The sequence below is a fragment of the Streptomyces sp. NPDC046335 genome (assembly GCF_055587985.1).
Map to the genome: position 1 here is coordinate 707,404 of NZ_JBVJFF010000001.1, position 26,395 is coordinate 733,798.

The following is a 26,395-nucleotide window of genomic DNA, read 5'->3' on the forward strand; positions in this document are numbered from 1 at the left end:
ACGGGGGCTCGTCAGTGGGGTCACACGCTCCTGAACGCCAGGACCACGTTGTGACCACCGAAGCCGAACGAGTCGTTCAGCGCCGCGATCCTGCCCTCGGGCAGCGCGCGGGCCTCGTCGCGGATGACGTCCGCGTCGACCTCGGGGTCGAGGTTCTGGATGTTGATCGTCGGCGGGGCGACGCGGTTCTTCAGCGCGAGGACCGTGGCCACGGTCTCCACGCCGCCCGCGCCGCCGAGCAGGTGACCGGTCATCGACTTGGTGCTGGCGATCGCCATGTGGTCCACGTCGTCACCGAACGCCTTGCGCAGCGCCTTGATCTCGGCGACGTCACCCTGCGGCGTCGAGGTGGCGTGCGCGTTCACGTGCACGATCTCGGCGGGCTTGAGGTCGGTGGTGTCGATCAGGTTCTGCAGGGCCGCGGCGATGCCGTTGCCGGACGGCTCGGGCTGCGTGATGTGGTGCGCGTCGGCCGAGATGCCCTGGCCGACGGCCTCCGCGTAGATCTTCGCGCCGCGGGCCTTGGCGTGCTCCTCGGACTCAAGGACGATCACACCGGCGCCCTCGCCGAGCACGAAGCCGTTGCGGTCCGCGTCGTAGGGGCGCGAGGCGCCCTGCGGGTCGTCGTTGCTCTTGGACATCGCCATCATGTTGCCGAACGCGACGATCGGCAGCGGGTGGATCGCCGCCTCCGTGCCGCCCGCGACGACGACGTCGGCACGGCCGGTGCGGATCATCTCGATCGCGTAGCCGATGGCCTCGGCGCCCGAGGCGCAGGCCGACACCGGGGTGTGGACGCCCGCGTGGGCACCCAGCTCGATGCCGACGTTGGCCGCCGGGGAGTTGGGCATCAGCATCGGCACGGTGTGCGGGGAGACGCGGCGTACGCCCTTCTCCTTCAGCACGTCGTACTGGTCCAGAAGGGTGGTCACGCCGCCGATGCCGGAGGCGATGACCGCGCCGAGACGGTGCGGGTCCACCGAGGCGTCCTCGCCCGCCTTGGCGGTGTAGCCGGCGTCCGCCCAGGCCTCCTTGGCCGCGATCAGCGCGAACTGCGCCGAACGGTCCAGCTTGCGGGCCTGCGGCCGGGGAAGGATCTCGCCCGGCTCCACGGCGATCTGACCGGCGATACGGACGGGCAGCTCGGTCGCCCAGTCCTGCTCCAGAGCGCTGACGCCGGAGCGGCCCGCGAGCAGGCCCTCCCACGTCGACGCTGCGTCGCCACCCAGCGGTGTGGTTGCGCCGATACCGGTGACGACCACGGTGCGATTGGTCGAGTTCACAGGAAAATTCTCCACGGTGTTGAGGGGATCAGCGGCGCCACCGCCGGGTGGCGACTGAGCACGAGCTCGGTCAGTTCTGGTGCTCGAGGATGTACTTGGTCGCGTCGCCGACCGTCTTGAGGTTCTTGACGTCGTCGTCCGGGATCTTGACGTCGAAGCGCTCTTCGGCGGCGACGACGACCTCGACCATGGACAGCGAGTCGACGTCCAGGTCGTCGGTGAAGGACTTGTCCAGCTGGACGTCCTCGACCGGGATGCCGGCGATCTCGTTCACGATCTCGGCGAGACCGGCGACGATCTCTTCCTGAGTGGCGGCCATGTTGGCGCTCCTTCTTATGTATCCAGAGGGTGTGGCGCCCGCCGCGGCAGCGGCAGGTTGGTTACGCCGTACGGATCGGATGATCCGGACGTGATGCCTAGGGGAGGGTAACGACCGTGGCGGCGTACACGAGACCCGCCCCGAAGCCGATGACGAGCGCGGTGTCGCCGCTCTTCGCCTCGCCGGTCGCCAGGAGCCGCTCCATTGCGAGCGGGATCGAGGCGGCCGAGGTGTTTCCGGTGGTGCGCACGTCACGGGCGACCGTCACGTGCTCCGGCAGCTTCAGAGTCTTCACCATCGAGTCGATGATCCGCTCGTTGGCCTGGTGCGGAATGAAGACATCCAGATCGGCCGGGGTAATTCCGGCCGCGTCCAGCGCCTGCTGAGCGACCTTCGCCATCTCGAACACGGCCCAGCGGAACACCGCCTGGCCCTCCTGCGTGATGGCGGGGAACTTCTCGGGGGAGCCCTCGCGGTACTCCTCCCAGGAGATCGTCTGCTTGATCGTCTCGGACTTGTCGCCCTCCGAGCCCCAGACCGTCGGGCCGATCTTCGGCTCCTTGGAGGGGCCGACGATCACGGCACCGGCGCCGTCGCCGAAGAGGAAAGCCGTAGCGCGGTCGTTCAGATCGGTGAGGTCGCTCAGCCGCTCCACGCCGATGACCAGCACATGCTCGGCGGAACCGTCGGTGACCATGCCCCTGGCGAGAGTCAGCCCGTAGCCGAATCCGGCGCAGCCCGCGGAGATGTCGAACGCGGCCGGCTTGCCCGCACCGATCTTGTCCGCGATCTCGGTGGCGATCGCCGGGGTCTGCTTGAAGTGCGAGACGGTGGAGACGATCACGCCGCCGATCTGCTCGGGCGTGATGCCCGCGTCGGCGATCGCCTTGCCCGCCGCCTCGACGGACATCGCGGACACGGTCTCCTCGTCGGAGGCCCAGTGCCGGGTCGCGATGCCCGAGCGGGAACGGATCCACTCGTCGGACGAGTCGATCGTCTCCAGGATCACCTCGTTCGGCACGACACGGGTGGGCCGGTAGCCGCCGACGCCCATGATCCGCGCGTACGGGGCGCCCTGACTGGGCTTGATCTTCGACATGCGCTACGGCTCCTTGTCAGTCGTCGGCTCAGGAATGCTCGGCGACGAGCGCGCGGGCCGCTTCGAGGTCGTCGGGGGTCTTGACCGCGAGCGTCTTGACGCCGGGCAGGGCGCGCTTGGCCAGACCCGTGAGGGGGCCGCCGGGGCACACCTCGACGACGGCCGTGACACCCAGCTCCTTGAACGTCTCCATGCACAGGTCCCAGCGGACCGGGTTGGCGACCTGACCGACCAGGCGGGAGATGACTTCGGCACCGGAGGCGACGGTCTTCCCGTCACGGTTGGAGACGTAGACGATCTTCGGGTCGACGGTGGCCACGCCCTGTGCGGCCTCTTCGAGCTGCGAGACGGCGGGGGCCATGTGGTGCGTGTGGAAGGCGCCCGCGACCTTGAGGGCGACGACCTTGCGGACACCCTCGGGCTTGTCGGCCTCCAGGGCGGCGAGCTGCTCCTTCGTGCCCGCGGCCACTATCTGGCCCGCGCCGTTCACGTTCGCCGGCGTCAGACCGAGCTTCTCCAGGTGCGCCGTGGTGACCTCGGGGTCACCGCCGAGCAGCGCCGCCATGCCGGTCTCCGTGACCGCGGCGGCCTCCGCCATGGCGAGGCCGCGCTTGCGCACGAGACGCAGGGCGTCGTCGTCGGAGAGCACACCCGCGTACGCCGCGGCGGTGATCTCGCCGACGCTGTGTCCCGCGACGGCGCCGGGCGCGATGTCACCCAGTGCCGAGGCGGAGAGCAGCCCGGCGGCCACGAGCAGCGGCTGTGCCACGGCGGTGTCGCGGATCTGGTCCGCGTCGCCCTGCGTGCCGTAGTGGGCGAGGTCGAGCCCGATGGCGTCCGACCAGGCGCCGAGACGGTCGGCGGCGCCGGGGAGGTCGAGCCAGGGAGTCAGGAAGCCGGGCGTCTGAGCGCCTTGGCCGGGAGCGACGAGTACGAGCACTCTCACACTCTCTCTTGTGGACGGCGTAACTGGCCGGTGGGGACAGGGACGAAGAACGGCTGACGGAATTGTAGGGGTCCGACAAACGGCTGGGACTAGTGATCCCTGTCGGCCAGACGCCCCAGGATCAGCGCGATCCGCAGCGTGAACGCGGAGCGTACATCCGAGGGTGACCAGCCGGTGACGTCAGTCACACGTCGGAGCCGGTAGCGCACGGTGTTGGGGTGGACGAAAAGCATCCGGGCAGCGCCTTCGAGGCTGCTCGCCTGCTCCAGATAGACACTCAGCGTCTCCAAAAGCGCGGAGCCCGCTTCCTCGAGCGGTCTGTAGATCTCCTCCACCAACTGCTCACGGGCCGCCGGATCACCCGCCATGGCGCGCTCGGGCAGCAGATCGTCCGCGAGAACGGGCCGCGGGGCGTCCTGCCAGGCGGCGGACGCCTTGAGCCCGGCGGCGGCGGCCTGCGCGGAACGCGTGGCGGCGAGCAGGTCGGGGACGATCGGGCCCGCCACGACGGGGCCCGCCGCATATGGGCCGATCAGCGCCTTGGCCACGGCCAGCGGGTTGTCGTTGCCGCCCGCGATGACGACGAGACGGGTGCCGAGGACACCGGTGAGGACTTGCAGCTTCGCGTGCCGGGCGGCGCGGCGGATCGCCTCGACGGTCAGCTCGCTGTCGCCGTCGGGGGCGGTGCCGAGGATCACGCAGACGTGGTCGGGGGAGTTCCAGCCGAGCGCCGCGGCCCGGCTCACCGCGCCCTCGTCGGCCTCGCCGGACAGCACCGCGTTGACGACGAGCGACTCCAGGCGCGCGTCCCAGGCACCGCGTGCCTCGGCGGCCTGCGCGTACACCTGAGCGGTGGCGAAGGCGATCTCACGGGCGTAGACGAGGAGGGCCTCGCGGAGGATGGACTCGTCCCCCGGGGCGGCGACCTCATCGATCGCCGACTCCATCACCTCGATCGTCGTACGCACCATCTCCACCGTCTGGCGCAGGGTGATCGCCCTGGTCAGCTCGCGGGGGGCGGTGCCGAAGACGTCGGTGGAGATGGCCTGGGGAGCGTCCGGATGCCGGAACCACTCGGTGAACGCGGCGATACCGGCCTGCGCCACCAGGCCGATCCAGGAGCGGTTCTCCGGCGGCATCGCCCGGTACCAGGACAGCGTCTCGTCCATGCGCGCGATGGCCTGCGCCGCGAGACTCCCGGACGACTTCTCCAGGCGCTTCAGGGTCGCGGTATGGGCATGCGGGGTCCGGCCGTCCTGGCCGGCCCCCGGCTGGGACTCCTGCGGCACCCCTCGCGGGGACTCCGGCGGCACGCCTCGCGGGGACTCCGGCTGGGCTTCGTTCGCTGAGGGTTCGGGCACGGGACAAGACTGCCTTATCGGGGCGGGGGTGTGCGGGGGTGGGGGTTTGGGTGGGGTTGGGGCGCGGCTTGGGGACGGCTTGGGGGTGGGGTTGGAGGTTGCGGTCCCGGCGGCCGGGTTCGGGCGGGGCGGGGCGGGGCGTGTGGCTGGGGTGGGCTGGGCCGGTGGGGCTCGGAGGCTGGATGCGGGGCGGCGGTGGGCGGGCCCGGCGGGCGGCTTCGGGGCAGCCGTGGGCGTGCCCGGCGGTCGGTTTCGGTGCCGGGGGTTGTCATCGCGGGGCCTGGTTTGGGGCGGGGCGTGTGGCTGGGGTGGGCCGGGCCGGTGGGGCTCGGCGGTTGGGTTCGGGGCGGCGGTGGGCGTGCCCGGCGGCTGGGTTCGGGGCAGCCGTGGGCCACTTCGCGGCTAACGTAAGGAAGGTGATTGAAGTACGGCGCTCCGGCGACCGGTACCGCGGCGGGGAGCCGGCGGCCGGAATCGAGTCCCTGCACGCCTTCTCCTTCGGGCCCCACTACGCCCCCGACAACCTCCGCTTCGGCGCGATCCTCGCCTGCAACGAAGAGCGTCTGGCACCCGGCGCCGGCTTCGACGAACACCCCCACAGCCACACGGAGATCGTGACCTGGGTCATCGAGGGCGAGCTCACCCACCGCGACTCGACGGGCCACGCCTCCCTGGTCCGCCCCGGCGACGTCCAGCACCTCTCCGCCGCGGGCGGCGTCCGCCACGTGGAGCGCAACGACGGCGACGCCCCTCTCGTCTTCGTCCAGATGTGGCTGGCCCCCCTCACCCCCGGCGGCGACCCGTCCTACGAGGTCGTGCGCGGCATAGCCGACTCGACCCCCTACGCGGTCCCCGGCGCGGGCGCACTGCTCCACGTACGGAGACTCGCCCCCGGCGAACGAGCCGCCCTCCCGAACGCACCGCACCTCTACGTCCACATGCTCCGCGGCGAGGCCGGCCTCGGCCAGGAACTGCTGGCCCCGGGGGACTCGGCCCGGGTCACATCGGAGACGGACCTCGCGGCGGCAGCCACGGGCGGCGGGGCGGCGGAGCTGCTGGTCTGGGAAATGACCGGCAGCTGAGCACGGCCCCGCGGGGGCGGACGCAGCTGCCGATCAAGCGCGGGGGTTCGGCCAATCCCAGAGGTCTGGGGCACCCCCAGAGGCCCGGGGTACTCCCCGGGGGCCTGGGGGTACCTCCAGGGACCTGGGTACCCCAGCGGCCGGTCTCCCCGAGAGGGCCCGGTCACCCAGGGGCCCCGCGTCAGAGTTCCGCGAGCACCGCGTCGGTGAACGGGGGCCAGACCTCTGCGGCCCACGGCCCGAAGGGGCGATCGGTCAGCGCCACGCAGGCGGCCCCGGCATCGGGATCGACCCACAGGAACGTCCCTGCCTGCCCGAAGTGCCCGAACGTCCGCGGCGACGACGTACCCCCCGTCCAGTGCGGCGACTTGGAGTCCCGGATCTCGAACCCGAGACCCCAGTCGTTGGGATTCTGGTGTCCGTACCCCGGCAGCACACCCTTCAGCCCCGGATACGTCACCGTCATCGCCGCCGCCACCGTCCGCGCGTCGAGCAGCCGCGGCGCCTGCACCTCGGCCGCGAACCGCACCAGGTCGTCCACGGTCGAGACGCCGTCCTTCGCCGGCGAGCCGTCCCCCTCGAGCGAGGTGGCCGTCATCCCCAGCGGTTCGAGCACCGCCTGGCGCAGATACTCCCCGAAGGGGATGTCCGTCGCCTTGGCGATGTGATCACCGAGGACCTCGAACCCGGCGTTGGAGTACAGCCGCCGCACCCCCGGCGCCGACGTCACCCGGTGCTCGTCGAAGGCAAGGCCGCTGGTGTGCGCGAGCAGGTGCCGTACCGTCGACCCCTCGGGCCCCGCGGGCTCGTCCAGCTCCACCGCGCCTTCCTCGTACGCCACGAGCGCCGCATAGGCCGCGAGCGGCTTCGTGACCGAGGCGAGGGCGAACCGCCGGTCGGTCGGTCCGTGCGCCCCGGCCACCGTCCCGTCCGCGCGTACGACGGCGGCGGCAGCGGTGGGGACCGGCCAGTTCTCGATCAACGCCAGGCTCTGCATGCGCCCGAGCCTAATTCCTCGCCGGGTCCCGGGTGCTGCCGGGTGGATCTCGGGTGGATCCCGTACGACCGGACGTCGCCCCGGACGAAGACCCGGCGTCGACCCGGGCGAAGCCGCCCGGCCGATGACTGGCCGGCCGACGACTGGCCTACGGACGATCGGACGACCGTCGGACGACCGAGGGACGAGACGTCCCGCCTTTTCCTCCGAATCCGCTTGCTTGGAGTGCACTCCAACGTTCTAGCGTGAGGGCCATGACGGTGATGGAGACCACGCCCGCACCACCCCCCACTGGGGCCAAAGCCCACAGTTGTGCCCCGGAGCCCGGACACCCGCGTCCGATCGGCCAGGACCACTACACGATCAGCGAGGTCGCCGCCTTCACCGGCCTGACCGCGTACACCCTGCGCTGGTACGAGCGGATCGGCCTGATGCCGCACATCGACCGTTCCCACACGGGGCAGCGCCGCTACCGCAACCGCGACCTGGACTGGCTCGCCTTCGTCGGCAAGCTCCGGCTCACCGGCATGCCCGTCGCCGACATGGTCCGCTACGCCGAACTCGTCCGCGAAGGCCAGCACACCTTCACCGAGCGCCATGACCTCCTGGAGCAGACCCGGCGCGATGTGCGCACCCGCATTGCCGAGCTGCAGGACACCCTCGCCGTCCTCGACCACAAGATCGATTCTTACGCGGGCGCCCGCAAGGCGTCGGAGAGGCCCTGAACACTGATGACGCAGAACATCGCGAAGGCACGGCTCGGCAACGACGGCCCCGAGGTGGGCGTCCAGGGCCTCGGCTGCATGGGCATGAGCTTCGCCTATGGCCCCACCGACGCCGACGAGGCCCGCGCCACCCTCGACCGTGCCCTCGAACTGGGCATCACCTTCTACGACACCGCCGATGTCTACGGCATGGGTGAGAACGAGAAGTTCCTCGCCCCCTTCCTCAAGGCGCACCGCGACGAGATAGTCCTCGCCACCAAGTTCGCCCTGGCCATCGACCCGGCCGAGCCGACCAAGCGGCGCATCGACAACTCCCCCGACTACATCCGCGCCAGCGTCGACGCCAGCCTGCGCCGCCTGGGCACGGACGTCATCGACCTCTATTACATGCACCGCCGCGACCCACAGGCCCCCATCGAGGAGACGGTCGGCGTGATGGCCGAGCTCGTCACCGCGGGCAAGGTCAAGCACCTCGGCCTCAGCGAGGTCACAGGGCCCGAACTGCGTGCCGCCCATGCCGTCCATCCCATCGCCGCCGTTCAGTCGGAGTGGTCGCTCTTCAGTCGTGACATCGAGAAGGGTGTGGTCCCCGCCGCCGCCGACCTCGGCGTGGCCCTCGTCCCCTACTCCCCGCTCGGCCGCGGCTTCCTCACCGGCGCCTTCGTCCACGCCGACAAGGAGCTGGACAAGGACGACTTCCGCCGCCAGCACCCCCGCTTCACCGGTGACAACGCCGCCGCCAACGCCGCCCTGCTCGCCCCCGTCCGCACGGTCGCCGATGCCCACGGCGCGAGCCTCGGCCAGGTCGCCCTTGCCTGGGTCCAGCAGCAGAGCGCGGTCCACGGTCTGCCGGTCATCCCGATCCCCGGCACTCGCAAGCGCACCCGCGTCGAGGAGAACACGGCGGCCACCCGCATCACCCTCACCGAAGACGAACTCGTCCTGCTGGCCCCGATCGCCGCCGGCGTCTCGGGCAACCGCTACGCCGACATGAGCTTCACCTCGGCGGGCCGCGAGTAACGGCCGCGCTGCCGAGCTCCGCGGATTCGCCCCGCTCACGTCACGCCCGGTGCTCACGTCAGTCCCAGCGCGAAGACCGCGAAGCCGGCCGCCAGGAGGCCCGCCAGCGCACGGCGGGTGCGGGATGCCCGCTGCCAGGGGGCCTCGAAGCCGCGGGCGTACCGGCCTATCAGTACAAGCAGTGCCGCGAGCACCGGCAGCCAGGCCACCCGCGCCGCTATCCAGCCGAAGGAATCGGGGCCCGTGGTCAGCCCCGGTACCGCCCCCAGGAACGAGCCAGGCACAGCCGCCGCGAGCAGCGCCGTCTGGTGCCAGCACAGGATGGTCATCGCCGAAAGGTTGATCACGACGACCGGCGCCCACAGGGCGGGCCGGCGCAGCAGCCCGCCGATGCGGTCCCGCAGCAGGATCGCGGCGCCGCTCTGCGCCGCGGCCAGGGCGAGGACCAGCAGCGACGGGGGATGAGAGTTCGTGCGGGCCTCTCCGGGGACACCGACCATCGACGTGGGGTAGCCGAAGGCGAGCAGCAGCGCGGCGAAGAGAGCGGTGCCGCCGAGGAGCAGCAGCCAGGCGCCCCGCCTGCCCAGCCTCTTCACACCCCAGGCGACGCCCAGTTGGTAGGCGAACATCCAGCCCGGCAGCAGATTGAGCAGGTTCAGCCAGGAGGGCATGGAGTCCGCGAACGGGCCGTAGCGCAGGAAGTCGACGAGGGCGACCGAGCCGAGCAGGGGCAGCGCGGCCCAGGCCCCCAGCCGCTTCGTGGCGCGTATGCACCAAGGCGTGAGAGCCGTGATCACTGTGTAGACGCCCACGAACCACAGGGGCTGAATGACCAGCGTGGACGCGGTGCGCAGGGTCGTGCCCGGCACTCCTGCCGTGTGCAGCACGGGGATCAGCGCGGCCCAGACCGCCGTCACCCCGAGCACCGGCCGGCCAAGCCGGGCCACACGTCCCCGCAGCCAGCCACCGGTCGACTCCCCGCGCGCGACCGCCCGCCGGTAGGACAGCGCGGAGGCGTGGCCGCCCACGAGGAAGAAGATGCCGAGCATCTGCAGCACCCAGCTGAGCGGTGCGAAGAAGCCGAATGAGGACAGTGGGCTCGCGTTGTGCAGAGCGCCCCCGGAGTCGAGGGTGAATCCACCCAGGAGCCAGTGCCCTGTCGGCACGGCGAGGAGTGCGAGGGCGCGCAGCCCGTCGATGGCCCGGTCGCGATGGGCGGGGGTCTTGGCGTCGATGGCGGCCGCGGCTCGGTGCAGACGACGCAGTCCCGGCAGGTCACGCAGTCCCGGCAGGTCACGCAGGCCGGACAGTGCGCGCTGTCCGCGCTGTCCGCGCTGTTCGCTGAGAACGGGAAGGCTCATGTCCGTGCTCCGATGCTTCGCGTGCTGATGGGGGCCTCAATGGCGGAGTCGTCTCGGTCGGCGATGCGGGCGAAGGCCCGCAGTGAGTCGGTGCCAGGGGCGAAGTAGCCGGTGTGGCCCTTCGCTCGCTCGGCGGGGACGCGCCGGGCGCCGAAGCCGGGGGCGGTCGGGTCCTCGCCGTGGCCGAGGCCGAGCAGTTCGACGTTCGGCACCTTGCCGATCCAGTCGCTGTCGTCCTTGGCCGCCCAGACGCGGGCCCCGGTGTGCAGATCGGCCACGCTGTCCGCTCGCATACCGGGGGAGCCGAGCACCACCAGGTCCCTCGCGGGCAGCCGGGGCGCGGCGAGGCCGCAGACCACCGAGCCATAGCTGTGGCAGAAGAGGGCGGGCCGGGGGGTGCCTGCCGCTGTCAGGCCCTGGGTGAAGCGCGCCAGGCGGGGTGCGCCTGCTTCGGCGAGCCGGCCCGTGGCCGCGTCGGGACCGAGGCCGACGGGGGTGGTGTACCCCACCCAGGCCACCACGGCAGTGCGGTCACCGGCCGCCGCGTGCAGTGAGCGGGCCATCCCCGCGGGCGTGCCGTACTCGTCCTTGGCGCGGTCGAAGGTGTTCAGGTCGATGTCGGAGCCCGGCACCACGACGGAGACATGCCGTGCGCCCGCCAAGTCCCCGTACACCTCGGCGATCTGGCCCCGCCCGCGCGGGTCGAAGGCCAGTATCTGCCGCCCGGGAGTGAGCAACTCGTCGTATCGGACCACCGATGCGCGTGCGCGTTCGTGGTCCTGCGCGGTGAGGTCGGGGTCAGTGGAGCGGGACCGCTCGCGCGCTCGCTCGGCTTGGAGCGAGAGGGTGTTGGCCTTGTACCGAAGGGCTATGGGGGCCCCGTCCAGGTTGCCCACCACCGACGGGTGCCGTGCCGCCAGTTGCTCGCGCTGCGCGGCACTCAACGAGGCGAAGAACGCGGCGACCCGAGCGGGGGATGTGCTCGCGGGGTCCGGGAGCCGGGAACCCCAGGAATGGTCCGCGCGCCACGAACTCGTGCCTGGAGGCGGGCCTGTGAGCGGCTGCTGTTCGTTGCCGAGGGCCCAGCCCGCCGTGCCTGTCACCGCTGTCGTCGTCAGCGCGACGGCGACCAGTGCCCTCTTGCTCCGAGCTTTCCATGACCGAAGCCGCATGGCCGGTCTCCCTCCCCGTTTTCGTGGCGCCAGTGGCCTGACGCTGCGAAAGGTAGGGAGACGGTGACCGGCGGCACGTCACACCGGGGAGCCAACTCGCGGGTGATACCGGAGTATTCGATGGTGCCCGGTAGTGCTACCTCAGTAGGGGGTGGGCTACTGCTCGCCGGGCGTGACCAGGCCCGATTCATAGGCGAAGATCACAGCCTGGGCGCGGTCCCGCAGGCCCAGCTTGTTGAGGACACGGCCGATGTGGGTCTTCACCGTCTGCTCGGCCAGCACCAGGCGCTCGGCGATCTGCTGGTTGGAGAGGCCGCGTGCGATCAGCACCAGTACCTCGGTCTCACGCGGTGTCAGACCGTTGAGCCGCAGCGACTCGCGTGGAGCGGGTCGCTGCTTGGCGAAGTCCGCGATCAGGCGCCGGGTCACCGACGGGGCGAGCAGCGCCTCGCCGGACGCCACCACGCGTACGGCAGAGATCAGGTCGGCGGGCGGCGCGTCCTTGAGGAGGAATCCGGAGGCTCCGGCGCGCAGCGCCTCGTACACGTAGTCGTCGACGTCGAAGGTGGTCAGCATGAGCACTTTGGGCACGTGCACCACTCCCGGCGGCGGGTCCAACAGGGCGCGGGCGGCGCTGAGTCCGTCGAGCTCCGGCATGCGGACGTCCATCAGGACCACGTCGGGGTGGGTGCTTCGGCTGACCTCGATGCCCTTCTGGCCGTTCGCCGCCTCGCCCACGACGTCGATGTCGCTCTGCGCGGCCAGCAGGGCGGCGAATCCCGCGCGCACCATGTTCTGGTCGTCGACGATGATCACGCGGATGGTCATGCGGTGCCGGAGCCCTTCGGGAGGAGGGGGAGCCGGGCGGCGACGCGGAAGCCGCCGTCGGGCAGTGGCCCGGCGTCGACCGTGCCGCCGACCAACCGTACGCGCTCGCGCATGCCGACGAGCCCATGGCCCGTACCGCTGCCCTCCAGTGGGGCGGGCGGCTCGCCGGAGGGGCCGTTGACGACGAGGACCAGTAGGTACTGGTCGTCCAAACTGACCGTGATCCTGGTGCGGGCGCCCGGCGCGTGGCGCATCACGTTCGACAGGGCTTCCTGCACGATCCGGTAGGCGGACAGGTCCACGGCCGGGGACACGTCGGCCAGGTGCGTCAGGATCGCGAGCTCGGGGCGTGACATGTCGATCGGTATGCCGGCTCGCACTGTGGCCTCGACCAGGTGCGGCAACCGGTCGAGGCCGGGCTGTGGCGACCGCTCGCCGTTCGCGCCCTCGCTGCGCAGCACCGCGAGCAGCCGCCGCATCTCGGTGAGGGACTCGCGGGCGCTCGCCGCTATGCTGCCGAACTCCTCGCGGGCCGCTTCGGGGAGACCGTCGAGCCGGTAGGGCGCGGAGTCGGCCTGGACCGTGATCACCGACATGTGGTGGGCGACGACGTCGTGCAACTCGCGGGCGATGCGCGCACGTTCCTCCAGAAGCGTGCGCTGGGCGCGCTCCGCCTCGCTGATGGTCTCCTGCTCGACGAGTCGGCGCCGGGCGTCGCCGCGCTCGCGCAGCAGCGTGCCGAGCAGCAGCACGGATCCGCTCAGCACGATCAGCAGCACGCCGGTGTCCTGGCTCCCCTCGCCGCTGAACGCACCGAGCACCAGCCCGGACACGACCGTGACCATCCAGATGCCAAGGAGCGTGCGGCGGCTCTCACGCAGGGACAGCGCGCAGCACAGGACCACGTATCCCACGACGATCGCGGGGGTCCAGGGGGCCGGGCGCCCGGCGTCGGCGGACATCGTGACGATCGCACCGATGATGTCGGCCGTGATCACGATCCACCAGGCCGGGAGCGGCCGGGTCATCGCGAGGAGCAGCGGGGCGGACTGCGCCACGGCCAGGGCCCCCGCAAGACCGCCGCCCACGCCGTAGTCGTTCGTCAGCACCTGCACGGTGACCGGGATCAGGACGACGACGAAGCCGAACGCGATCACCTGGGGCAGCAGCCGCACCCAGCGCTTGGGGGCGTCGGCGAGCAGCGGCTCGGTCGATACGGCCGGTGTCGAGAGCGAGACTCCCGCGGTCCGCAGACCGTCGAAGACCGCGGCCGCCGCACGTCGGACACCGGTCCCGCGGCTGTCCGGCTCCGGGGCGGGACGGCGGGGCCTCTGGTCGTGAGGTGTCGAGGATGCGCTGTTCATGGCCCGATCAGCGTAGGCGTCCCGCCCTCCTCGTGCCGTCATACCAGGGGGCTGGACCGCACCTCATACCCCGGTATCACCGCGGCTCCGCAGCCGGCACTCGTGGCCGCGCGGATCACAGCTCCGCCAGCAGCTCGGCCTTCTTCGCCGTGAACTCCTGGTCCGTGAGCAGGCCTGCCTGGTGCAGCTCGCCGAGGTGGCGGATGCGGTCCGCGATGTCCGCCGGGTCGCGCCGGGTCACGGCCGCCGTGGTGGCGCCGACGCCGTCGGGCGGCAGGGCGGGGCCGGACGTCCGTACCGCCGCGAGGACCGAGGCCGCGAACGGCAGCGACTCGTGGACCGGGCCGTAGCCGAGGCCGAAGACGACGGCCGCCGGGTCCTGGTCGGCCTGACCGGGCCGCACCGCCGAGGCGTCCCGGGGCAGCAGCCGCAGGTGTCCCTCGAAGAGCTCGGGAGAGCGCCATTCGATGCCGGTCAGGTCGGAGACGGCGAAGCTCTGGTCGCCTGCCTTCCACTTCGCCGACGAGGCGCCCGTCCAGAACCACCGGAAGGAGACCTGCTTGCCGTCGAAGGACGCCTTCCCGTCGTACGCCTTGAACTGTTGCGGCGCTTCGGGCGCGGCCACCAGATAGCGGTCGACGGGCTCGCCGTCGTCGGGCCGGAGCTGGGCCCGCAGCTCGTCCGCGTAGTACTCGGCCAGCGTCTCCCGCTCGGCGGGCAGCACGAGGCGGTAGGGGTCGCAGCCGTCCTTGAGCTGGCCGGCCGCGGCTTCCATCAGTGGATCGGCGCCCGGTCTCGGCACGGCATGCAGGACCACGGTCCCGCGTTTGCCGGGGGAGAGAGTCACCGCCGCGATCGCCTCATACGGGATACGCCGTTCACCGAGCGCCTGGAAGAGCTTCGGTGTGCGGATTCCCCGTTCGAAGCGGATGAGCACGGAGTCGGACCCGAACTCCCAGGCGGCATGAAATCCGGCCAGTACGTCACCCATGCGGCTCATCGTAGGCGGCACGCGCGCCTCCGTCCCTCCTGTGGCGGCCCGCTGTTCCATCGATTTCTACGCGCGTCAGGCCGCTGCCGCGCCGGAAATGCCTTCCCGGCAGGCGTCGTCCCGACTCGCGCACCGGACACCGTCATATGTTCCGGTGCCGATCTCGGCGAAATTGCGCAGGCTCTCCGTGCCCGGCTCGAAGTAGCCGGTGTGACCCTTCGCGCCGGCGGCGGACAGCACCCGCGCCCCGAAACCGCCCGACACCGGGTCGGCGCCGTGGCCGATCCCGCCGACCTCCATGTACGGCACATCCTGAATCCAGTCGTCGCTGTCCCGTGCGGCCCAGATCCGGGCCTCAGTGCCCAGCTCCGAGACCTTGTCGGCCCGCATGCCGGGGCTGCCCGCGACCGCGATGTCCGTCACCCGCGCGGGCAGGGTCCGCGCGGCCACACCGCACACCACGGAGCCGTAGCTGTGGCAGTACAGCGCGACCGGGGAGCGGCCGGGCAGGCCACGCACCATCGAGTCCAGGCGCACGGCCCCGCTCTCGGCACGCATGGCCGTGGCCGCGTCCACGCCGATGCCGACAGGCGCGGTGTAGTCGGCCCAGGCGATCACGGCGGTACGCGCGCGTGGGCTCGCCGTGTGCTCCGCGCGGTAGAGCGCCTTGGCCATCCCCACCGGTGCCGAGTACTTGCGGAAGGTCCGCTCGAAGGTCAGCACATTGGTGTCGACGCCGGGCACCACAACGGAGACGCGGCGGGCCTTGTCGAGGTCTCCGAAGACTTCCGCCATGCGGCCGGAGCCCATGGGGTCGAAGGCGAAGACCTGGCGCTCCGGGTGCATCATGACGCCGAACCGCTTCATGCGGCGCTCGGCCTCCTGCTTCCCCAGCGGGGAAAGGCGTTTGTCGTGCATGCGGTCCCGCTCCACCTCGCGGGCCTGCCCCAGTGCGATGCGGTTGGCGCGATATCGCAGTTGTACGGGCGCGCCGTTCATGTTGCCGACCGCCAAGGGGTAACGCGCGGCGAGCCGGTACCGCTGCCGCTTGTCGAGCGAGGCGAAGAAGTGGTTGAGCCGGGAGACGGGAGCGTCGGCGTCGGGCAGGGCGCGCCCGTCGATGTTCCCGTGCTCCCACGCGGTGACCGCTGCTTCCAGAGGCGATGAGCCGCCTCTGTTTTTGCGCACCGCGGTCCAGCCCGTCGTCGCCAGCATGACGAACACGACCGCGAGCGCAAGGAGAGCGCGCCAGGCGTTGAGTTGGGGTGAGGAGTCGAAGGAAGTCACTGCGGAACACCCTAGGAGAATCGTGACGCATACCGTGCATCGCGTGAGACAGATCACGTTTCCAGGTGCCTAATCGAGGCATAGCGGGCGCACTGCGACCTCGCTTGCTCACGCTCCGTGCGCGACTTCGGAGGCTCCCCCTGGGGGTTCGAGCGCCCGTGCGGACGGCTGCGACCGCTACCGGGAGTGCCAGTTCTCGGCCAGCGCGGGGCCCAGGTGATCGAGATACTCCCCGGTGAGCCGGCGGATCGACTCCAGGCTGGTGTCCTCGCCCGCGCCCCACAGCCTGCCGGTCACGCGCATCACACCGCTGAACGCCGCCACCGCCACCCGCGGTCGCGGATCGGTCTCCATGTCCAGCCCCTCGCGCTCGGCGATGACGCGGGCGACCTCGTCCTCGGTCTCGATGGAGTGGCGCAGGTGGACGGCGAGCAGGGAGGGCGTCGACTCGATCATCTGGTACGTGCTCATGTGCAGCTCGACGGGGACGACCTCCTCGATCGACTGCCCCATCGCCTCCCAGGCGCCCAGCACGGCCTCGCGCAGCGCCACAAGGGGAGCTTCGTGGGCGGGGCGCTCACGCAGTGCCTCGACGAATCGCGCCTCGACCATCTCCTGGACGGCGAAAACGGCTTCCTGCTTGTTCGCGAAGTACCGGAAGAACGTGCGCTGGGACACGTCGACCGCCTCGGCGATCTCGTCGACGGTGGTCTCCTCGTACCCCTTGGTGGTGAAGAGTTCGAGCGCCGCGCGCAGGAGCGCGTTCCGGGTGCGCTGTTTCTTGCGCTCCCGCAGTCCCGGTCCGGAGTTCACACCTTGGTCCTCGTTTCGCCTCTTTGCGCGGCTCAGCCTACCTGTGAGCCACGTGACAGTTACCGACTAGTGAATTGGTTTGTCAACTGTCAGTCGCTGTCACTAATCTCGTCATATGACTAGTCAGACCACCGTCGAACAGGCGGACAAGGCGCCGGAGCCCGCGTCCGCTCCGACCCCGGCCAAGGGGCTCCGCGGCCACCCCTGGCTGACGCTCTTCTCCGTCGCCATCGGCGTGATGATGGTCGCCCTGGACGGCACCATCGTGGCGATCGCCAACCCGGCCATCCAGAAGGACCTCGGCGCCACCTTCGCGGAGGTCCAGTGGATCACCAATGGCTACTTCCTGGCGCTCGCCGTCGCGCTGATCACCGCGGGCAAGCTGGGTGACCGCTTCGGCCACCGCCAGACCTTCCTGATAGGCGTGGTCGGCTTCGCCGCCGCATCAGCCGCCATCGGCCTCTCCGACAGCATCGCCCTGGTGGTCACCTTCCGCGTGCTCCAGGGCCTGTTCGGCGCCCTGCTGATGCCCGCGGCGCTCGGTCTGCTGCGCGCCTCCTTCCCGGCCGAGAAGCTCAACATGGCCATCGGCATCTGGGGCATGGTGATCGGCGCCTCCACGGCGGGCGGCCCGATCCTCGGCGGTCTCCTGGTCCAGCACGTCAGCTGGCAGTCCGTCTTCTTCATCAACGTGCCGGTCGGCGTCCTCGCCCTGGTGCTCGGCCTGGTCATCCTCAAGGACCACCGGGCCGAGAACGCCCCCAAGTCCTTCGACGTCCTGGGCATCGTGCTGCTCTCGGCTGCCATGTTCTGCCTGGTCTGGGCGCTCATCAAGGCGCCCGAGTGGGGCTGGGGCGACGGCCTCACCTGGACGTTCATCGGTGTGGCCGTGCTGAGCTTCGTGCTCTTCGCGGTGTGGGAGTCGAAGGTCAAGGAACCGCTCATCCCGCTCGCCCTGTTCCGCTCGGTGGCGCTCTCCGCCGGTGTGGTCCTGATGGTGCTCATGGCCATCGCCTTCATGGGCGGCCTCTTCTTCGTCACCTTCTACTTGCAGAACGTGCATGGCATGAGCCCCGTCGACAGCGGTCTGCACCTGCTGCCGCTCACCTGCATGATGATCGTGGGCTCGCCGCTGGCCGGAGCCATGATCACCAAGGTGGGCCCGCGCATCCCGCTGGCCGGCGGCATGGCGCTCACGGCCATCGCCATGTTCGGCATGTCCACGCTGGAGGCAGGCACCGGCAGCGGTCTGATGTCGCTCTGGTTCGCGCTCCTCGGCCTCGGCCTCGCCCCGGTCATGGTCGGCGCGACCGAGGTCATCGTGGGCAACGCGCCGATGGAGCTCTCCGGCGTGGCCGGCGGCCTCCAGCAGGCCGCGATGCAGATCGGCGGCAGCCTCGGCACGGCCGTCCTCGGTGCCGTCATGGCCTCCAAGGTCGACAGCGACCTGGCAGGCAACTGGGCCGACGCGAAGCTCCCGCCGCTCAGTGAGACCGACCTCGACAAGGCCGCCGAGGCCGTCCAGGTCGGCCTGGCACCGGTGCCGCCGAAGGCGCCGCCGTCGGTCGTCGAGCAGATCACCTCGGTCGCGCACGACACCTTCATGTCGGGCATGGGCCTGGCCTGTCTGGTAGCCACCGGCGTCGCGGTCGTCGCGGTCTTCGTCGCGTTCCTCACCAAGCGCGGCGCCAACGCGGAGGCCGGTGCGGGCGTGGGCCACATCTAGCCCGGCCGCCATCCGGCAGACCTCCACAGCATCTGGCAGACCTCCACAGCATTCCGGCGGACCTCGAGAGCCGTCTGACTGCGGATGTCAGGGAAAGCCCCTCAGGGAAAACCTGGGGGGCTTTCATGTATCAGGGTGACGCACCCCTTAAAGCCCTTCCGAAGCCCCGCTCGGCCGGTCCACAGTTCAGGCAGGCGATCCGCACGCCGCGGACGACCGAGCCACCCACGGTGGCAGACCCGTCCCACACCACAGTGGGACAACCGAGCTACTCCACACGGGGGTTGAAGAAGATGCGTACGACCATTCCCGCCACCGCCACCGCCACTGCCACTCTCGCCACCGCCACTCTCACCGCCGCCGCACTCGCCGCGGTGATCCTGACGCCCGCGAGCACCGTGGCGGCGGCCACGGCCCTGGCCCGGCCCCACCCACGCTCCGGGACTGCGGAGCAGGCGAGCTCTGCCTCTGGGAGAAGGCGGGATTCGAAGGGACCCGGAAGACATACGAGTTGGCCGACATCGACATCGAGAGCTGCATCGCGCTGCCGGCGGGGAGCGGCGCCCAGGCCCTGGCCAACCGCACCGGCCGACCGGTCACCACCTACCAGTCCACGGAGTGCGCGGAGACGGGCGAGTTCGACACCTACCCGGGTGGCGGCACCTGGGTTCCCGACTCCCCTTACCGCGTCCGGGCCTTCAAAGTCTGGGAGAGCTGAATGCGGGTACTCGGCACACAGAGCCCGAACCGGCCGATGTCGGCCGACGCGAGGAACGATGATGACGGGCTTCGGACAGAACACGCGCGTGCACCCTCGCTCACGAGACCGGACGTGGCCTCGGAGCGGGCCGGACCGCGCGACGCTCGAGACGGCGGCCGGGGCGACCACCACGACCGGCCCGTCCTGAGAACGCCGGAGGGCGACGGGCCCAACGCCCGTCACCCTCCGGCCAGGAAATGACTACGCGTCGCCGCCCGCCGCGCCCGGGTCGGCCGCCGCGACGTCGAGGAGCTGGTAGCGGTCGATCGCCTGCTTCAGTACGGAGCGGTCGAGCTTGCCGTCACGGGCCAGTTCGGTCAGCACACCGACCACGATCGACTGGGCGTCGATGTGGAAGAAACGGCGGGCAGCGCCGCGCGTGTCGGCGAAGCCGAAGCCGTCCGCGCCGAGCGACTGGTACGTGCCGGGCACCCAGCGGGCGATCTGGTCGGGGACGCTCCGCATCCAGTCGGAGACGGCCACGAACGGGCCCTCGGCACCGGAGAGCTTCCGTGTCACGTACGGGACGCGCTGCTCCTCCTCCGGGTGCAGGAAGTTGTGGCGCTCCACGTCCACGGCCTCGCGGCGCAGCTCGTTCCAGGAGGTCGCCGACCAGACGTCCGCCTTGACGTTCCACTCCGATGCCAGGATCTGCTGGGCCTCGACCGCCCACGGCACGGCGACGCCGGACGCCAGGATCTGCGCGGGAATGGCGCCCTGCTCGCCGGGCTTGAAGCGGTAGATGCCCTTGAGGATGCCGTCGACGTCCACGTCCGCCGGCTCGGCCGGGTGCTGGATGGGCTCGTTGTAGACGGTGAGGTAGTAGAAGACGTCCTCGCTGTCGGGGCCGTACATCCGGCGCAGGCCGTCCTGGACGATATGGGCGATCTCGTAGCCGAACGCCGGGTCGTAGGCGACGCAGCCGGGGTTGGTCGAGGCGAGCAGCTGTGAGTGGCCGTCCGCGTGCTGCAGGCCCTCGCCGGTCAGGGTGGTGCGGCCGGCCGTCGCACCGAGGACGAAGCCGCGGGCGAGCTGGTCGGCCATCTGCCAGAACTGGTCGCCGGTGCGCTGGAAACCGAACATCGAGTAGAAGACGTACACGGGAATGAGCGGTTCGCCGTGGGTGGCATAGGCCGAACCCGCGGCGATCAGAGAGGAGGTGCAGCCGGCTTCGGAGATGCCGTCGTGCAGCATCTGGCCCGTCGGGGACTCCTTGTAGGCGAGGAGCAGTTCGCGGTCCACGGCTTCGTACTGCTGGCCGAGCGGGTTGTAGATCTTCGCGCTCGGGAAGAAGGCGTCCATGCCGAAGGTGCGGTACTCGTCGGGAGCGATCAGCACGAAACGCTTGCCGATTTCCTTGTCCCGCATGAGTTCCTTCAGGATGCGGACGAACGCCATGGTGGTGGCGATCGACTGCTGGCCCGAACCCTTCTTCGCGACCGCGTACGTCTTGTCCTCGGGGAGGCGCAGGGGCTTGGCGCGCACCACGCGGGTCGGGACGTAGCCGCCGAGGCTCTTGCGGCGGTCGTGCATGTACTGGATCTCTTCCGAGTCCCGGCCGGGGTGGTAGTACGGAGGGGCGCCGTCCTCCAGCTGCTTGTCCGGGATCGGGATGTGCAGACGGTCGCGGAAGCCCTTGAGGTCGGCGGCCGTCAGCTTCTTCATCTGGTGCGTGGCGTTGCGGCCCTCGAAGTTCGGGCCGAGGGTCCAGCCCTTGACCGTCTGGGCGAGGATCACCGTCGGCTGGCCCTTGTGGGCCTTGGCCGCCGCGTAGGCCGCGTAGACCTTCTTGTGGTCGTGGCCGCCGCGGCCGAGGTGCAGGATCTGCTCGTCGGACATGTTCTCGACCATGGCGCGCAGCCGCTGGTCGTCGCCGAAGAAGTGCTCGCGGATGTAGGCGCCGGTCTCGGTCGCGTACGTCTGGAACTGTCCGTCGGGGGTGGTGTTCAGCCGGTTGACCAGGATGCCGTCGCGGTCCTGGGCGAGCAGCGGGTCCCAGCTGCGGTCCCAGACGAGTTTGATGACGTTCCAGCCGGCGCCGCGGAACTGCGACTCCAGCTCCTGGATGATCTTCCCGTTGCCGCGCACCGGGCCGTCGAGCCGCTGGAGGTTGCAGTTGACGACGAAGGTGAGGTTGTCCAGGCCCTCACGGGCGGCGATGGAGAGCTGGCCGAGGGACTCGGGCTCGTCCATCTCGCCGTCGCCGAGGTAGGCCCAGACGTGCGACTTGGAGGTGTCGGCGATGCCGCGGGCCTCCATGTAGCGGTTCATCCGGGCCTGGAAGATCGCGCCGAGCGGGCCGAGGCCCATGGAGACCGTCGGGAACTCCCAGAAGTCCGGCATGAGGCGCGGGTGCGGGTACGACGACAGGCCGTGCGGTGCCTTGGACTTCTCCTGACGGAACGCGTCGAGCTGCTGTTCGGAGAGCCGGTCGAGGAGGAAGGCGCGGGCGTAGATGCCGGGGGAGGCGTGCCCCTGGAAGAAGATCTGGTCGCCGCCGTCGCCCTCGTCCTTGCCGCGGAAGAAGTGGTTGAAGCCCACGTCGTAGAGAGAAGCGGAGGAGGCGAACGTCGCGATGTGGCCGCCGACGCCGATGCCGGGGCGCTGGGCCCGCGACACCATGACCGCGGCGTTCCAGCGGGTCGCGTTCAGGACCTTGCGCTCGATCTCCTCGTTGCCGGGGAAGAAGGGCTCGTCCTTGGTGGCGATCGTGTTGACGTAGTCCGTGCTGCGCATCTCGGGAACCGCCACACGCTTCTCGCGTGCGCGTTCGATGAGCCGGAGCATCAGGTAGCGGGCCCGCTCACGTCCGCGTTCGTCGACCGCGGCATCAAGCGAGTCAAGCCACTCCTGGGTCTCTTCGGGATCGAAGTCCGGGACCTGGCTGGGCAGGCCGCCAATGATGATCGGGTTGCGATCGGATCCGGAAGCCACGCTGTTCCTTCGCTGTTGGGGCTCTCGCCTGGGTTCTGCCTGGCCTTGCACCGCTGTCCATCGTGTACCCGACGAACGCGGACGTCATCTCTACCGATAGGTAACCGAGTAGGTAACCGAGACGTTGAACCGGCGACCCTGCGGTAGGCTCGACCAAATCGCAACGATACGCCCATCCTGCCTAGCCGCTTCGCTGAGCCGTTCGGTCTCGTACGGATGAGGCGGCAGTTGCGGCGACACGACGGGGAACGTCACCGTTTCGGCGGTCTCGGCGGCCGGGTACTTGCGCGATCCGCCCCGCCCGTGTGGACTACGGCCAACGCCCCGCGCACGCGCGTGGCTGAAGGCATTTCCGAAAAACATGATCAGGAGGCAATCCGTGAGCGCGACCGCGGACCACGCGGAGACGAACCTTGCCGTAAGGCTTGGTTTCCAGCCCGACCAGGTGGTCCAGGAGATCGGCTACGACGACGACGTCGACCAGGAGCTCCGCGAGGCCATCGAGCAGGCCACGGGCACAGAGCTCGTCGACGAGGACTACGACGACGTGGCTGACGCCGTGGTGCTCTGGTTCCGTAAGGACGACGGGGACCTGACTGATGCGCTGGTGGATGCCATCGCGTACATGGAGGAGGGCGGCCAGATTCTGCTGCTGACTCCGAAGACCGGCCGCGACGGTTACGTCGAGCCGAGCGACATCGGTGAGGCCGCCACCACCGCGGGCCTGTCCCAGACGAAGAGCACGAACGCCGGCAAGGACTGGAGCGGCACCCGCCTGGTCACGCCGAAGGCGGCGGCCAAGAAGCGCTGACCACGCTCGCGCCGAGCCGCGCGCCTTCCAGGATCGCGCCGAGCTGCGACGATCCCACCAGATGACACCGTGAGGCCCTCACCGATGACTCCGTCGGTGAGGGCCTCACGCGCGCGTGGACACCTCCCAACACCTCCCAACGCCTCATAGCGCCGCATAGCGCCTCACAAGGACCGCGGACCACCGCCCCGCATGGGCGAAGATCGGCGCACGTAGGGTGGTATCACCCGAACAGCCCCGGCCGAGGGGCTCCGTCGAAGGGATGCGTACTCATGGCGATCGAGGTCGGCACCAAGGCCCCGGAATTCGAGCTCAAGGACAACCACGGCCGTACCGTGAGGCTCGCCGACTTCCGCGGCGAGAAGAACGTGGTGCTGCTCTTCTACCCGTTCGCGTTCACCGGCGTCTGCACCGGCGAGCTCTGCGCGCTCCGTGACGAGCTGCCGAAGTTCGTCAACGACGACACCCAGCTCATCGCCGTCTCCAACGACTCCATCCACACCCTGCGCGTCTTCGCCGAGCAGGAGGGCCTGGAGTACCCGCTGGTCTCCGACTTCTGGCCGCACGGCGAGGTCAGCCGGGCCTACGGCGTCTTCGACGAGGAGAAGGGCTGCGCGGTGCGCGGCACCTTCGTCATCGACAAGGAGGGCGTCGTGCGGTGGAGTGTCGTCAACGGACTGCCCGACGCCCGTGACCTGAACGAGTACGTCAAGGCGCTCGAAACGCTCTGAGCAAGCCTCGTTTTCGCTCGCGGCCGGGAACCGGTCACTAGGATCCACACGTTGATCCGATGACACGCAACGCTTGGGGCTCCCCGCCCCTGGACACCAATTGGGAGGACCCGTGGGAGTCAGTCTCAGCAAGGGCGGCAACGTATCGCTGAGCAAGGAGGCGCCTGGCCTGACCGCGGTTCTGGTCGGCCTCGGCTGGGACGTCCGTACCACCACCGGTACGGACTTCGACCTGGACGCCAGCGCCATCCTGACGAACGCGGAGGGCAAGGTCAGCAGTGACCAGAACTTCGTGTTCTTCAACAACCTGAAGAGCCCCGACGGCTCCGTCGAGCACACCGGTGACAACACCACCGGTGAGGGCGAGGGCGACGACGAGGCGATCAAGGTCGATCTCGCGGCGGTCCCCGCCGACGTCGAGAAGATCGTCTTCCCGGTCTCGATCTACGACGCCGAGACCCGCCAGCAGTCGTTCGGCCAGGTCCGCAACGCGTTCATCCGCGTCGTGAACCAGGCGGGCGGCGCCGAGATCGCGCGGTACGACCTCTCCGAGGACGCCTCGACGGAGACCGCCATGGTCTTCGGCGAGCTGTACCGCCACGGCGCCGAGTGGAAGTTCCGCGCGGTCGGCCAGGGTTACGCCTCGGGTCTGCGCGGCATCGCGCAGGACTTCGGCGTCAACGTCTGAGCCGAGCCCGCCCTTCACCCAGGTCGTCCGGCGCCGCACCCAGACGAGTGCGGCGCCGGACGTGCTCGCCACCACGTGCCCCGTCACCATGAGGACACGTGTTCCTGTTCGAACCGGGGAGGACCAGCAGCATGGGCGTCACACTCGCCAAGGGAGGCAATGTCTCCCTCTCCAAGGCCGCACCGAATCTCACCAGAATCCTCGTCGGCCTCGGCTGGGACGCGCGCTCCACCACCGGCGCCCCCTTCGACCTCGACGCCAGCGCGCTGCTGTGCGACGCGGGCCGGGTCCTCGGTGACGAGTGGTTCATCTTCTACAACAACCTGAAGAGTCCGGACGGCTCCGTCGAGCACACCGGCGACAACCTCACCGGTGAGGGTGACGGCGACGACGAGTCGGTCCTGATCGACCTCTCCAAGGTTCCGGTGAACTGCGACAAGATCATCTTCCCTGTCTCGATTCATGAGGCGGACAATCGCGGGCAGACGTTCGGCCAGGTCAGCAACGCTTTCATCCGGGTGGTGAACCAGGCGGACGGCCAGGAACTGGCGCGTTACGACCTGAGCGAGGACGCCTCGACGGAGACCGCGATGATTTTCGGCGAGGTGTACAGGTATGGCGGCGAGTGGAAGTTCCGTGCAGTCGGGCAGGGGTACGCGTCGGGTCTGCGAGGCATCGCTCTAGACTTCGGGGTCAACGTTTCGTAAAGCAGGGGACCGGCGCGGGGGAGACCGCTATACGGGAGCCCGTACACACACGATTGGGTAGCCAGTGCTTCTGAAAACCTTCGGCTGGTCGTTCGCGGTCACCGCGCTCGGCCTGGTGGCCGCGGTGCTTTATGGGGGGTGGACAGGTTTCGGCATCGTGGCAATCCTGTCCATCCTCGAGATCTCGCTGTCCTTCGACAACGCGGTGGTCAACGCCGGAATCCTGAAGAAGATGAGTGCCTTCTGGCAGAAGATCTTCCTCACCATCGGCGTGCTGATCGCGGTCTTCGGCATGCGCCTGGTCTTCCCGGTCGTGATCGTCGCCATCAGTGCGAAGACCGGCCCGATCGAGGCGGTCCGCCTCGCCCTCAACGACAAGGACCAGTATCAGCAGCTGGTCACCGACGCCCACCCGTCGATCGCCGCCTTCGGTGGCATGTTCCTGTTGATGATCTTCCTCGACTTCATCTTCGAGGACCGGGACATCAAGTGGCTCGGCTGGATCGAGCGTCCGCTCGCCAAGCTCGGCAAGGTCGACATGCTGTCGGTCTGCATCGCGCTGATCGTGCTCATGGTCACCGCGATGACCTTCGCCACCCACGCCCACCAGCACGGCGGCGCTCATGTGGACAAGGCGCAGACGGTCCTCATCTCCGGGATCGCCGGCCTCATCACGTATCTGATCGTCGGCGGCCTCTCCGGATACTTCGAGAACAAACTCGAAGAGGAGGAGGAGCGGGAGCACGAGGCCGAGGAAGAGGCCGTCAAGGCCGGCAAGAAGGTTCCTGCCGTCGTGATGGCGGGCAAGGCCGCGTTCTTCATGTTCCTCTATCTTGAGGTCCTCGACGCGTCCTTCTCCTTCGACGGCGTCATCGGCGCCTTCGCGGTCACGAACGACATCGTCCTGATGGCGCTCGGCCTCGGCATCGGCGCCATGTACGTCCGGTCGCTCACGGTCTACCTGGTCCGCCAGGGCACCCTCGACGACTACGTCTACCTGGAGCACGGCGCGCACTACGCCATCGGCGCCCTCGCCGTGATCCTCCTGATCACCATCCAGTACGAGATCCACGAGGTCATCACCGGTTCCGTCGGTGTCATCCTGATCGCCTGGTCCTTCATCTCCTCCGTTCTCCGCAACCGCAGGTTGGCGGCGGCCGAAGGGGCAGCCGGAGCAGGGGAGAAGACCGAGGTGTCGTCCGGCGTCTGACGCTGACCGAATCCCTCGCCGAGCTGTCCGATTCCGTGCTCCGGAGTGTGACGACAGTCAGGGCGAGGAACGCTCTGAGCGGGGCGGGGGGAAAAGGAAGGGCCTCTCCGCTCTACCCCCACCCTCCCGCGAAAAACCAGGAACAGGGGGGGGCGGTGTCTTCTGTGACGGAGCTCGTGA

The 26,395-nt window shown here is 69.8% G+C and carries 24 protein-coding genes and 1 pseudogene; 10 read left to right on the forward strand and 15 right to left on the reverse strand.

The window, feature by feature from the left end; genetic code table 11:
* Positions 1 to 20: 20 nt before the first annotated feature.
* The 5 genes from fabF to ACZ6JY_RS03160 all read right to left on the reverse strand — a co-directional run bounded on the left by fabF (position 21) and on the right by ACZ6JY_RS03160 (position 4,936).
* Positions 21 to 1,283, reverse strand: a complete 1,263-nt coding sequence (gene fabF, locus ACZ6JY_RS03140; RefSeq protein WP_469191637.1) for a beta-ketoacyl-ACP synthase II — start codon at positions 1,281 to 1,283, stop codon at positions 21 to 23.
* A 70-nt stretch (positions 1,284 to 1,353) separates the two neighbouring features.
* The gene (locus ACZ6JY_RS03145) at positions 1,354 to 1,602 is read right to left on the reverse strand and encodes an acyl carrier protein (RefSeq protein ID WP_030777934.1); all 249 of its coding nucleotides are present in this window, start codon (positions 1,600 to 1,602) and stop codon (positions 1,354 to 1,356) included.
* A gap of 97 nt (positions 1,603 to 1,699) precedes the next feature.
* A complete protein-coding gene (locus tag ACZ6JY_RS03150; protein WP_469191639.1) occupies positions 1,700 to 2,701 on the reverse strand; it encodes a beta-ketoacyl-ACP synthase 3 in 1,002 nt (333 codons plus the stop codon).
* A gap of 28 nt (positions 2,702 to 2,729) precedes the next feature.
* Positions 2,730 to 3,641 carry an ACP S-malonyltransferase gene (locus ACZ6JY_RS03155; protein ID WP_469191641.1) on the reverse strand — a complete coding sequence of 304 codons (912 nt, stop codon included), beginning with the start codon at positions 3,639 to 3,641 and terminating at the stop codon, positions 2,730 to 2,732.
* 95 nt (positions 3,642 to 3,736) lie between these two features.
* Positions 3,737 to 4,936: a PucR family transcriptional regulator gene (locus ACZ6JY_RS03160; protein WP_469191931.1), complete on the reverse strand. Its 1,200-nt coding sequence runs from the start codon at positions 4,934 to 4,936 to the stop codon at positions 3,737 to 3,739.
* 488 nt (positions 4,937 to 5,424) lie between these two features.
* Between ACZ6JY_RS03160 and ACZ6JY_RS03165 the strand changes: the two genes are divergently transcribed.
* A complete protein-coding gene (locus ACZ6JY_RS03165) occupies positions 5,425 to 6,090 on the forward strand; it encodes a pirin family protein (RefSeq protein WP_469191643.1) in 666 nt (221 codons plus the stop codon).
* 181 nt (positions 6,091 to 6,271) lie between these two features.
* On the opposite strand, the gene ACZ6JY_RS03170 is transcribed toward ACZ6JY_RS03165, so the two are convergent.
* Positions 6,272 to 7,087 carry a serine hydrolase domain-containing protein gene (locus ACZ6JY_RS03170; RefSeq protein WP_469191645.1) on the reverse strand — a complete coding sequence of 272 codons (816 nt, stop codon included), beginning with the start codon at positions 7,085 to 7,087 and terminating at the stop codon, positions 6,272 to 6,274.
* Positions 7,088 to 7,341: 254 nt separating this feature from the next.
* On the opposite strand from ACZ6JY_RS03170, the gene ACZ6JY_RS03175 reads away from it, so the two are divergent.
* Together ACZ6JY_RS03175 and ACZ6JY_RS03180 are read left to right on the forward strand one after the other, a co-directional pair.
* Complete coding sequence (locus ACZ6JY_RS03175; RefSeq protein WP_469191647.1) at positions 7,342 to 7,812, forward strand: MerR family transcriptional regulator; 471 nt, start codon at positions 7,342 to 7,344, stop codon at positions 7,810 to 7,812.
* 6 nt (positions 7,813 to 7,818) lie between these two features.
* Positions 7,819 to 8,832: an aldo/keto reductase gene (locus ACZ6JY_RS03180; protein ID WP_469191649.1), complete on the forward strand. Its 1,014-nt coding sequence runs from the start codon at positions 7,819 to 7,821 to the stop codon at positions 8,830 to 8,832.
* 53 nt (positions 8,833 to 8,885) lie between these two features.
* Here ACZ6JY_RS03180 and ACZ6JY_RS03185 read toward each other — a convergent pair whose 3' ends face one another.
* From ACZ6JY_RS03185 to ACZ6JY_RS03215, 7 genes are all read right to left on the reverse strand, one after another.
* Positions 8,886 to 10,193 carry an acyltransferase family protein gene (locus ACZ6JY_RS03185; protein WP_469191651.1) on the reverse strand — a complete coding sequence of 436 codons (1,308 nt, stop codon included), beginning with the start codon at positions 10,191 to 10,193 and terminating at the stop codon, positions 8,886 to 8,888.
* Positions 10,190 to 11,365: an alpha/beta hydrolase gene (locus ACZ6JY_RS03190; RefSeq protein ID WP_469191653.1), complete on the reverse strand. Its 1,176-nt coding sequence runs from the start codon at positions 11,363 to 11,365 to the stop codon at positions 10,190 to 10,192. Before ACZ6JY_RS03190 ends, ACZ6JY_RS03185 begins: the two co-directional genes overlap by 4 nt.
* A gap of 156 nt (positions 11,366 to 11,521) precedes the next feature.
* The gene (locus ACZ6JY_RS03195; protein ID WP_469191655.1) at positions 11,522 to 12,193 is read right to left on the reverse strand and encodes a response regulator; all 672 of its coding nucleotides are present in this window, start codon (positions 12,191 to 12,193) and stop codon (positions 11,522 to 11,524) included.
* Positions 12,190 to 13,557 carry a sensor histidine kinase gene (locus ACZ6JY_RS03200; protein WP_469191657.1) on the reverse strand — a complete coding sequence of 456 codons (1,368 nt, stop codon included), beginning with the start codon at positions 13,555 to 13,557 and terminating at the stop codon, positions 12,190 to 12,192. The genes ACZ6JY_RS03195 and ACZ6JY_RS03200 overlap by 4 nt, the downstream gene beginning before the upstream one ends.
* Before the next feature lie 115 nt (positions 13,558 to 13,672).
* Entirely contained in the window at positions 13,673 to 14,548 is an 876-nt protein-coding gene (locus ACZ6JY_RS03205; protein WP_469191659.1) for a DUF4429 domain-containing protein, read from the reverse strand.
* Positions 14,549 to 14,623: 75 nt separating this feature from the next.
* Positions 14,624 to 15,835 (reverse strand): alpha/beta hydrolase, encoded by a 1,212-nt coding sequence (locus tag ACZ6JY_RS03210; RefSeq protein ID WP_469191661.1) that lies wholly within the window; start codon positions 15,833 to 15,835, stop codon positions 14,624 to 14,626.
* Positions 15,836 to 16,012: 177 nt separating this feature from the next.
* A complete protein-coding gene (locus tag ACZ6JY_RS03215; RefSeq protein WP_469191663.1) occupies positions 16,013 to 16,648 on the reverse strand; it encodes a TetR/AcrR family transcriptional regulator in 636 nt (211 codons plus the stop codon).
* Positions 16,649 to 16,763: 115 nt separating this feature from the next.
* Here ACZ6JY_RS03215 and ACZ6JY_RS03220 point away from each other — a divergent pair, with 115 nt between their 5' ends.
* The gene (locus ACZ6JY_RS03220; RefSeq protein ID WP_469191665.1) at positions 16,764 to 18,374 is read left to right on the forward strand and encodes an MFS transporter; all 1,611 of its coding nucleotides are present in this window, start codon (positions 16,764 to 16,766) and stop codon (positions 18,372 to 18,374) included.
* Positions 18,375 to 18,642: 268 nt separating this feature from the next.
* Here ACZ6JY_RS03220 and ACZ6JY_RS03225 read toward each other — a convergent pair whose 3' ends face one another.
* Positions 18,643 to 18,786 carry a hypothetical protein gene (locus ACZ6JY_RS03225; protein ID WP_469191667.1) on the reverse strand — a complete coding sequence of 48 codons (144 nt, stop codon included), beginning with the start codon at positions 18,784 to 18,786 and terminating at the stop codon, positions 18,643 to 18,645.
* A gap of 81 nt (positions 18,787 to 18,867) precedes the next feature.
* On the opposite strand from ACZ6JY_RS03225, the pseudogene ACZ6JY_RS03230 reads away from it, so the two are divergent.
* A pseudogene (locus ACZ6JY_RS03230) lies at positions 18,868 to 19,092 on the forward strand (peptidase inhibitor family I36 protein); the annotation flags it as partial.
* Positions 19,093 to 19,335: 243 nt separating this feature from the next.
* Here the strand turns inward: ACZ6JY_RS03230 and aceE are convergent.
* Positions 19,336 to 22,068 (reverse strand): pyruvate dehydrogenase (acetyl-transferring), homodimeric type, encoded by a 2,733-nt coding sequence (gene aceE, locus ACZ6JY_RS03235; protein WP_469191669.1) that lies wholly within the window; start codon positions 22,066 to 22,068, stop codon positions 19,336 to 19,338.
* Positions 22,069 to 22,447: 379 nt separating this feature from the next.
* Between aceE and ACZ6JY_RS03240 the strand changes: the two genes are divergently transcribed.
* The 5 genes from ACZ6JY_RS03240 (at position 22,448) to ACZ6JY_RS03260 (ending at position 26,215) form a co-directional block, all read left to right on the forward strand.
* Positions 22,448 to 22,879 (forward strand): DUF3052 domain-containing protein, encoded by a 432-nt coding sequence (locus ACZ6JY_RS03240; protein ID WP_447037180.1) that lies wholly within the window; start codon positions 22,448 to 22,450, stop codon positions 22,877 to 22,879.
* A gap of 272 nt (positions 22,880 to 23,151) precedes the next feature.
* Entirely contained in the window at positions 23,152 to 23,610 is a 459-nt protein-coding gene (locus tag ACZ6JY_RS03245) for a peroxiredoxin (protein WP_447037177.1), read from the forward strand.
* A gap of 112 nt (positions 23,611 to 23,722) precedes the next feature.
* A complete protein-coding gene (locus ACZ6JY_RS03250) occupies positions 23,723 to 24,298 on the forward strand; it encodes a TerD family protein (protein WP_062781869.1) in 576 nt (191 codons plus the stop codon).
* Between the two features lie 131 nt (positions 24,299 to 24,429).
* Positions 24,430 to 25,005 (forward strand): TerD family protein, encoded by a 576-nt coding sequence (locus ACZ6JY_RS03255; protein WP_469191672.1) that lies wholly within the window; start codon positions 24,430 to 24,432, stop codon positions 25,003 to 25,005.
* 64 nt (positions 25,006 to 25,069) lie between these two features.
* Positions 25,070 to 26,215, forward strand: coding sequence for a DUF475 domain-containing protein (locus tag ACZ6JY_RS03260; protein ID WP_469191674.1), 1,146 nt, complete (start codon positions 25,070 to 25,072; stop codon positions 26,213 to 26,215).
* The last annotated feature ends 180 nt before the right edge of the window (positions 26,216 to 26,395 follow it).

Coding starts and splice junctions, on each gene's coding strand:
- ACZ6JY_RS03175 (WP_469191647.1), top strand. CDS start 7,342: ATGACGGTGATGGAGACCACGCCCGCACCACCCCCCACTGGGGCCAAA.
- ACZ6JY_RS03255 (WP_469191672.1), top strand. CDS start 24,430: ATGGGCGTCACACTCGCCAAGGGAGGCAATGTCTCCCTCTCCAAGGCC.
- ACZ6JY_RS03180 (WP_469191649.1), top strand. CDS start 7,819: ATGACGCAGAACATCGCGAAGGCACGGCTCGGCAACGACGGCCCCGAG.
- ACZ6JY_RS03185 (WP_469191651.1), bottom strand. CDS start 10,193: ATGAGCCTTCCCGTTCTCAGCGAACAGCGCGGACAGCGCGGACAGCGC.
- ACZ6JY_RS03145 (WP_030777934.1), bottom strand. CDS start 1,602: ATGGCCGCCACTCAGGAAGAGATCGTCGCCGGTCTCGCCGAGATCGTG.
- ACZ6JY_RS03205 (WP_469191659.1), bottom strand. CDS start 14,548: ATGGGTGACGTACTGGCCGGATTTCATGCCGCCTGGGAGTTCGGGTCC.
- ACZ6JY_RS03190 (WP_469191653.1), bottom strand. CDS start 11,365: ATGCGGCTTCGGTCATGGAAAGCTCGGAGCAAGAGGGCACTGGTCGCC.
- ACZ6JY_RS03170 (WP_469191645.1), bottom strand. CDS start 7,087: ATGCAGAGCCTGGCGTTGATCGAGAACTGGCCGGTCCCCACCGCTGCC.
- ACZ6JY_RS03150 (WP_469191639.1), bottom strand. CDS start 2,701: ATGTCGAAGATCAAGCCCAGTCAGGGCGCCCCGTACGCGCGGATCATG.
- ACZ6JY_RS03195 (WP_469191655.1), bottom strand. CDS start 12,193: ATGACCATCCGCGTGATCATCGTCGACGACCAGAACATGGTGCGCGCG.
- ACZ6JY_RS03220 (WP_469191665.1), top strand. CDS start 16,764: ATGACTAGTCAGACCACCGTCGAACAGGCGGACAAGGCGCCGGAGCCC.
- ACZ6JY_RS03245 (WP_447037177.1), top strand. CDS start 23,152: ATGGCGATCGAGGTCGGCACCAAGGCCCCGGAATTCGAGCTCAAGGAC.
- ACZ6JY_RS03200 (WP_469191657.1), bottom strand. CDS start 13,557: ATGAACAGCGCATCCTCGACACCTCACGACCAGAGGCCCCGCCGTCCC.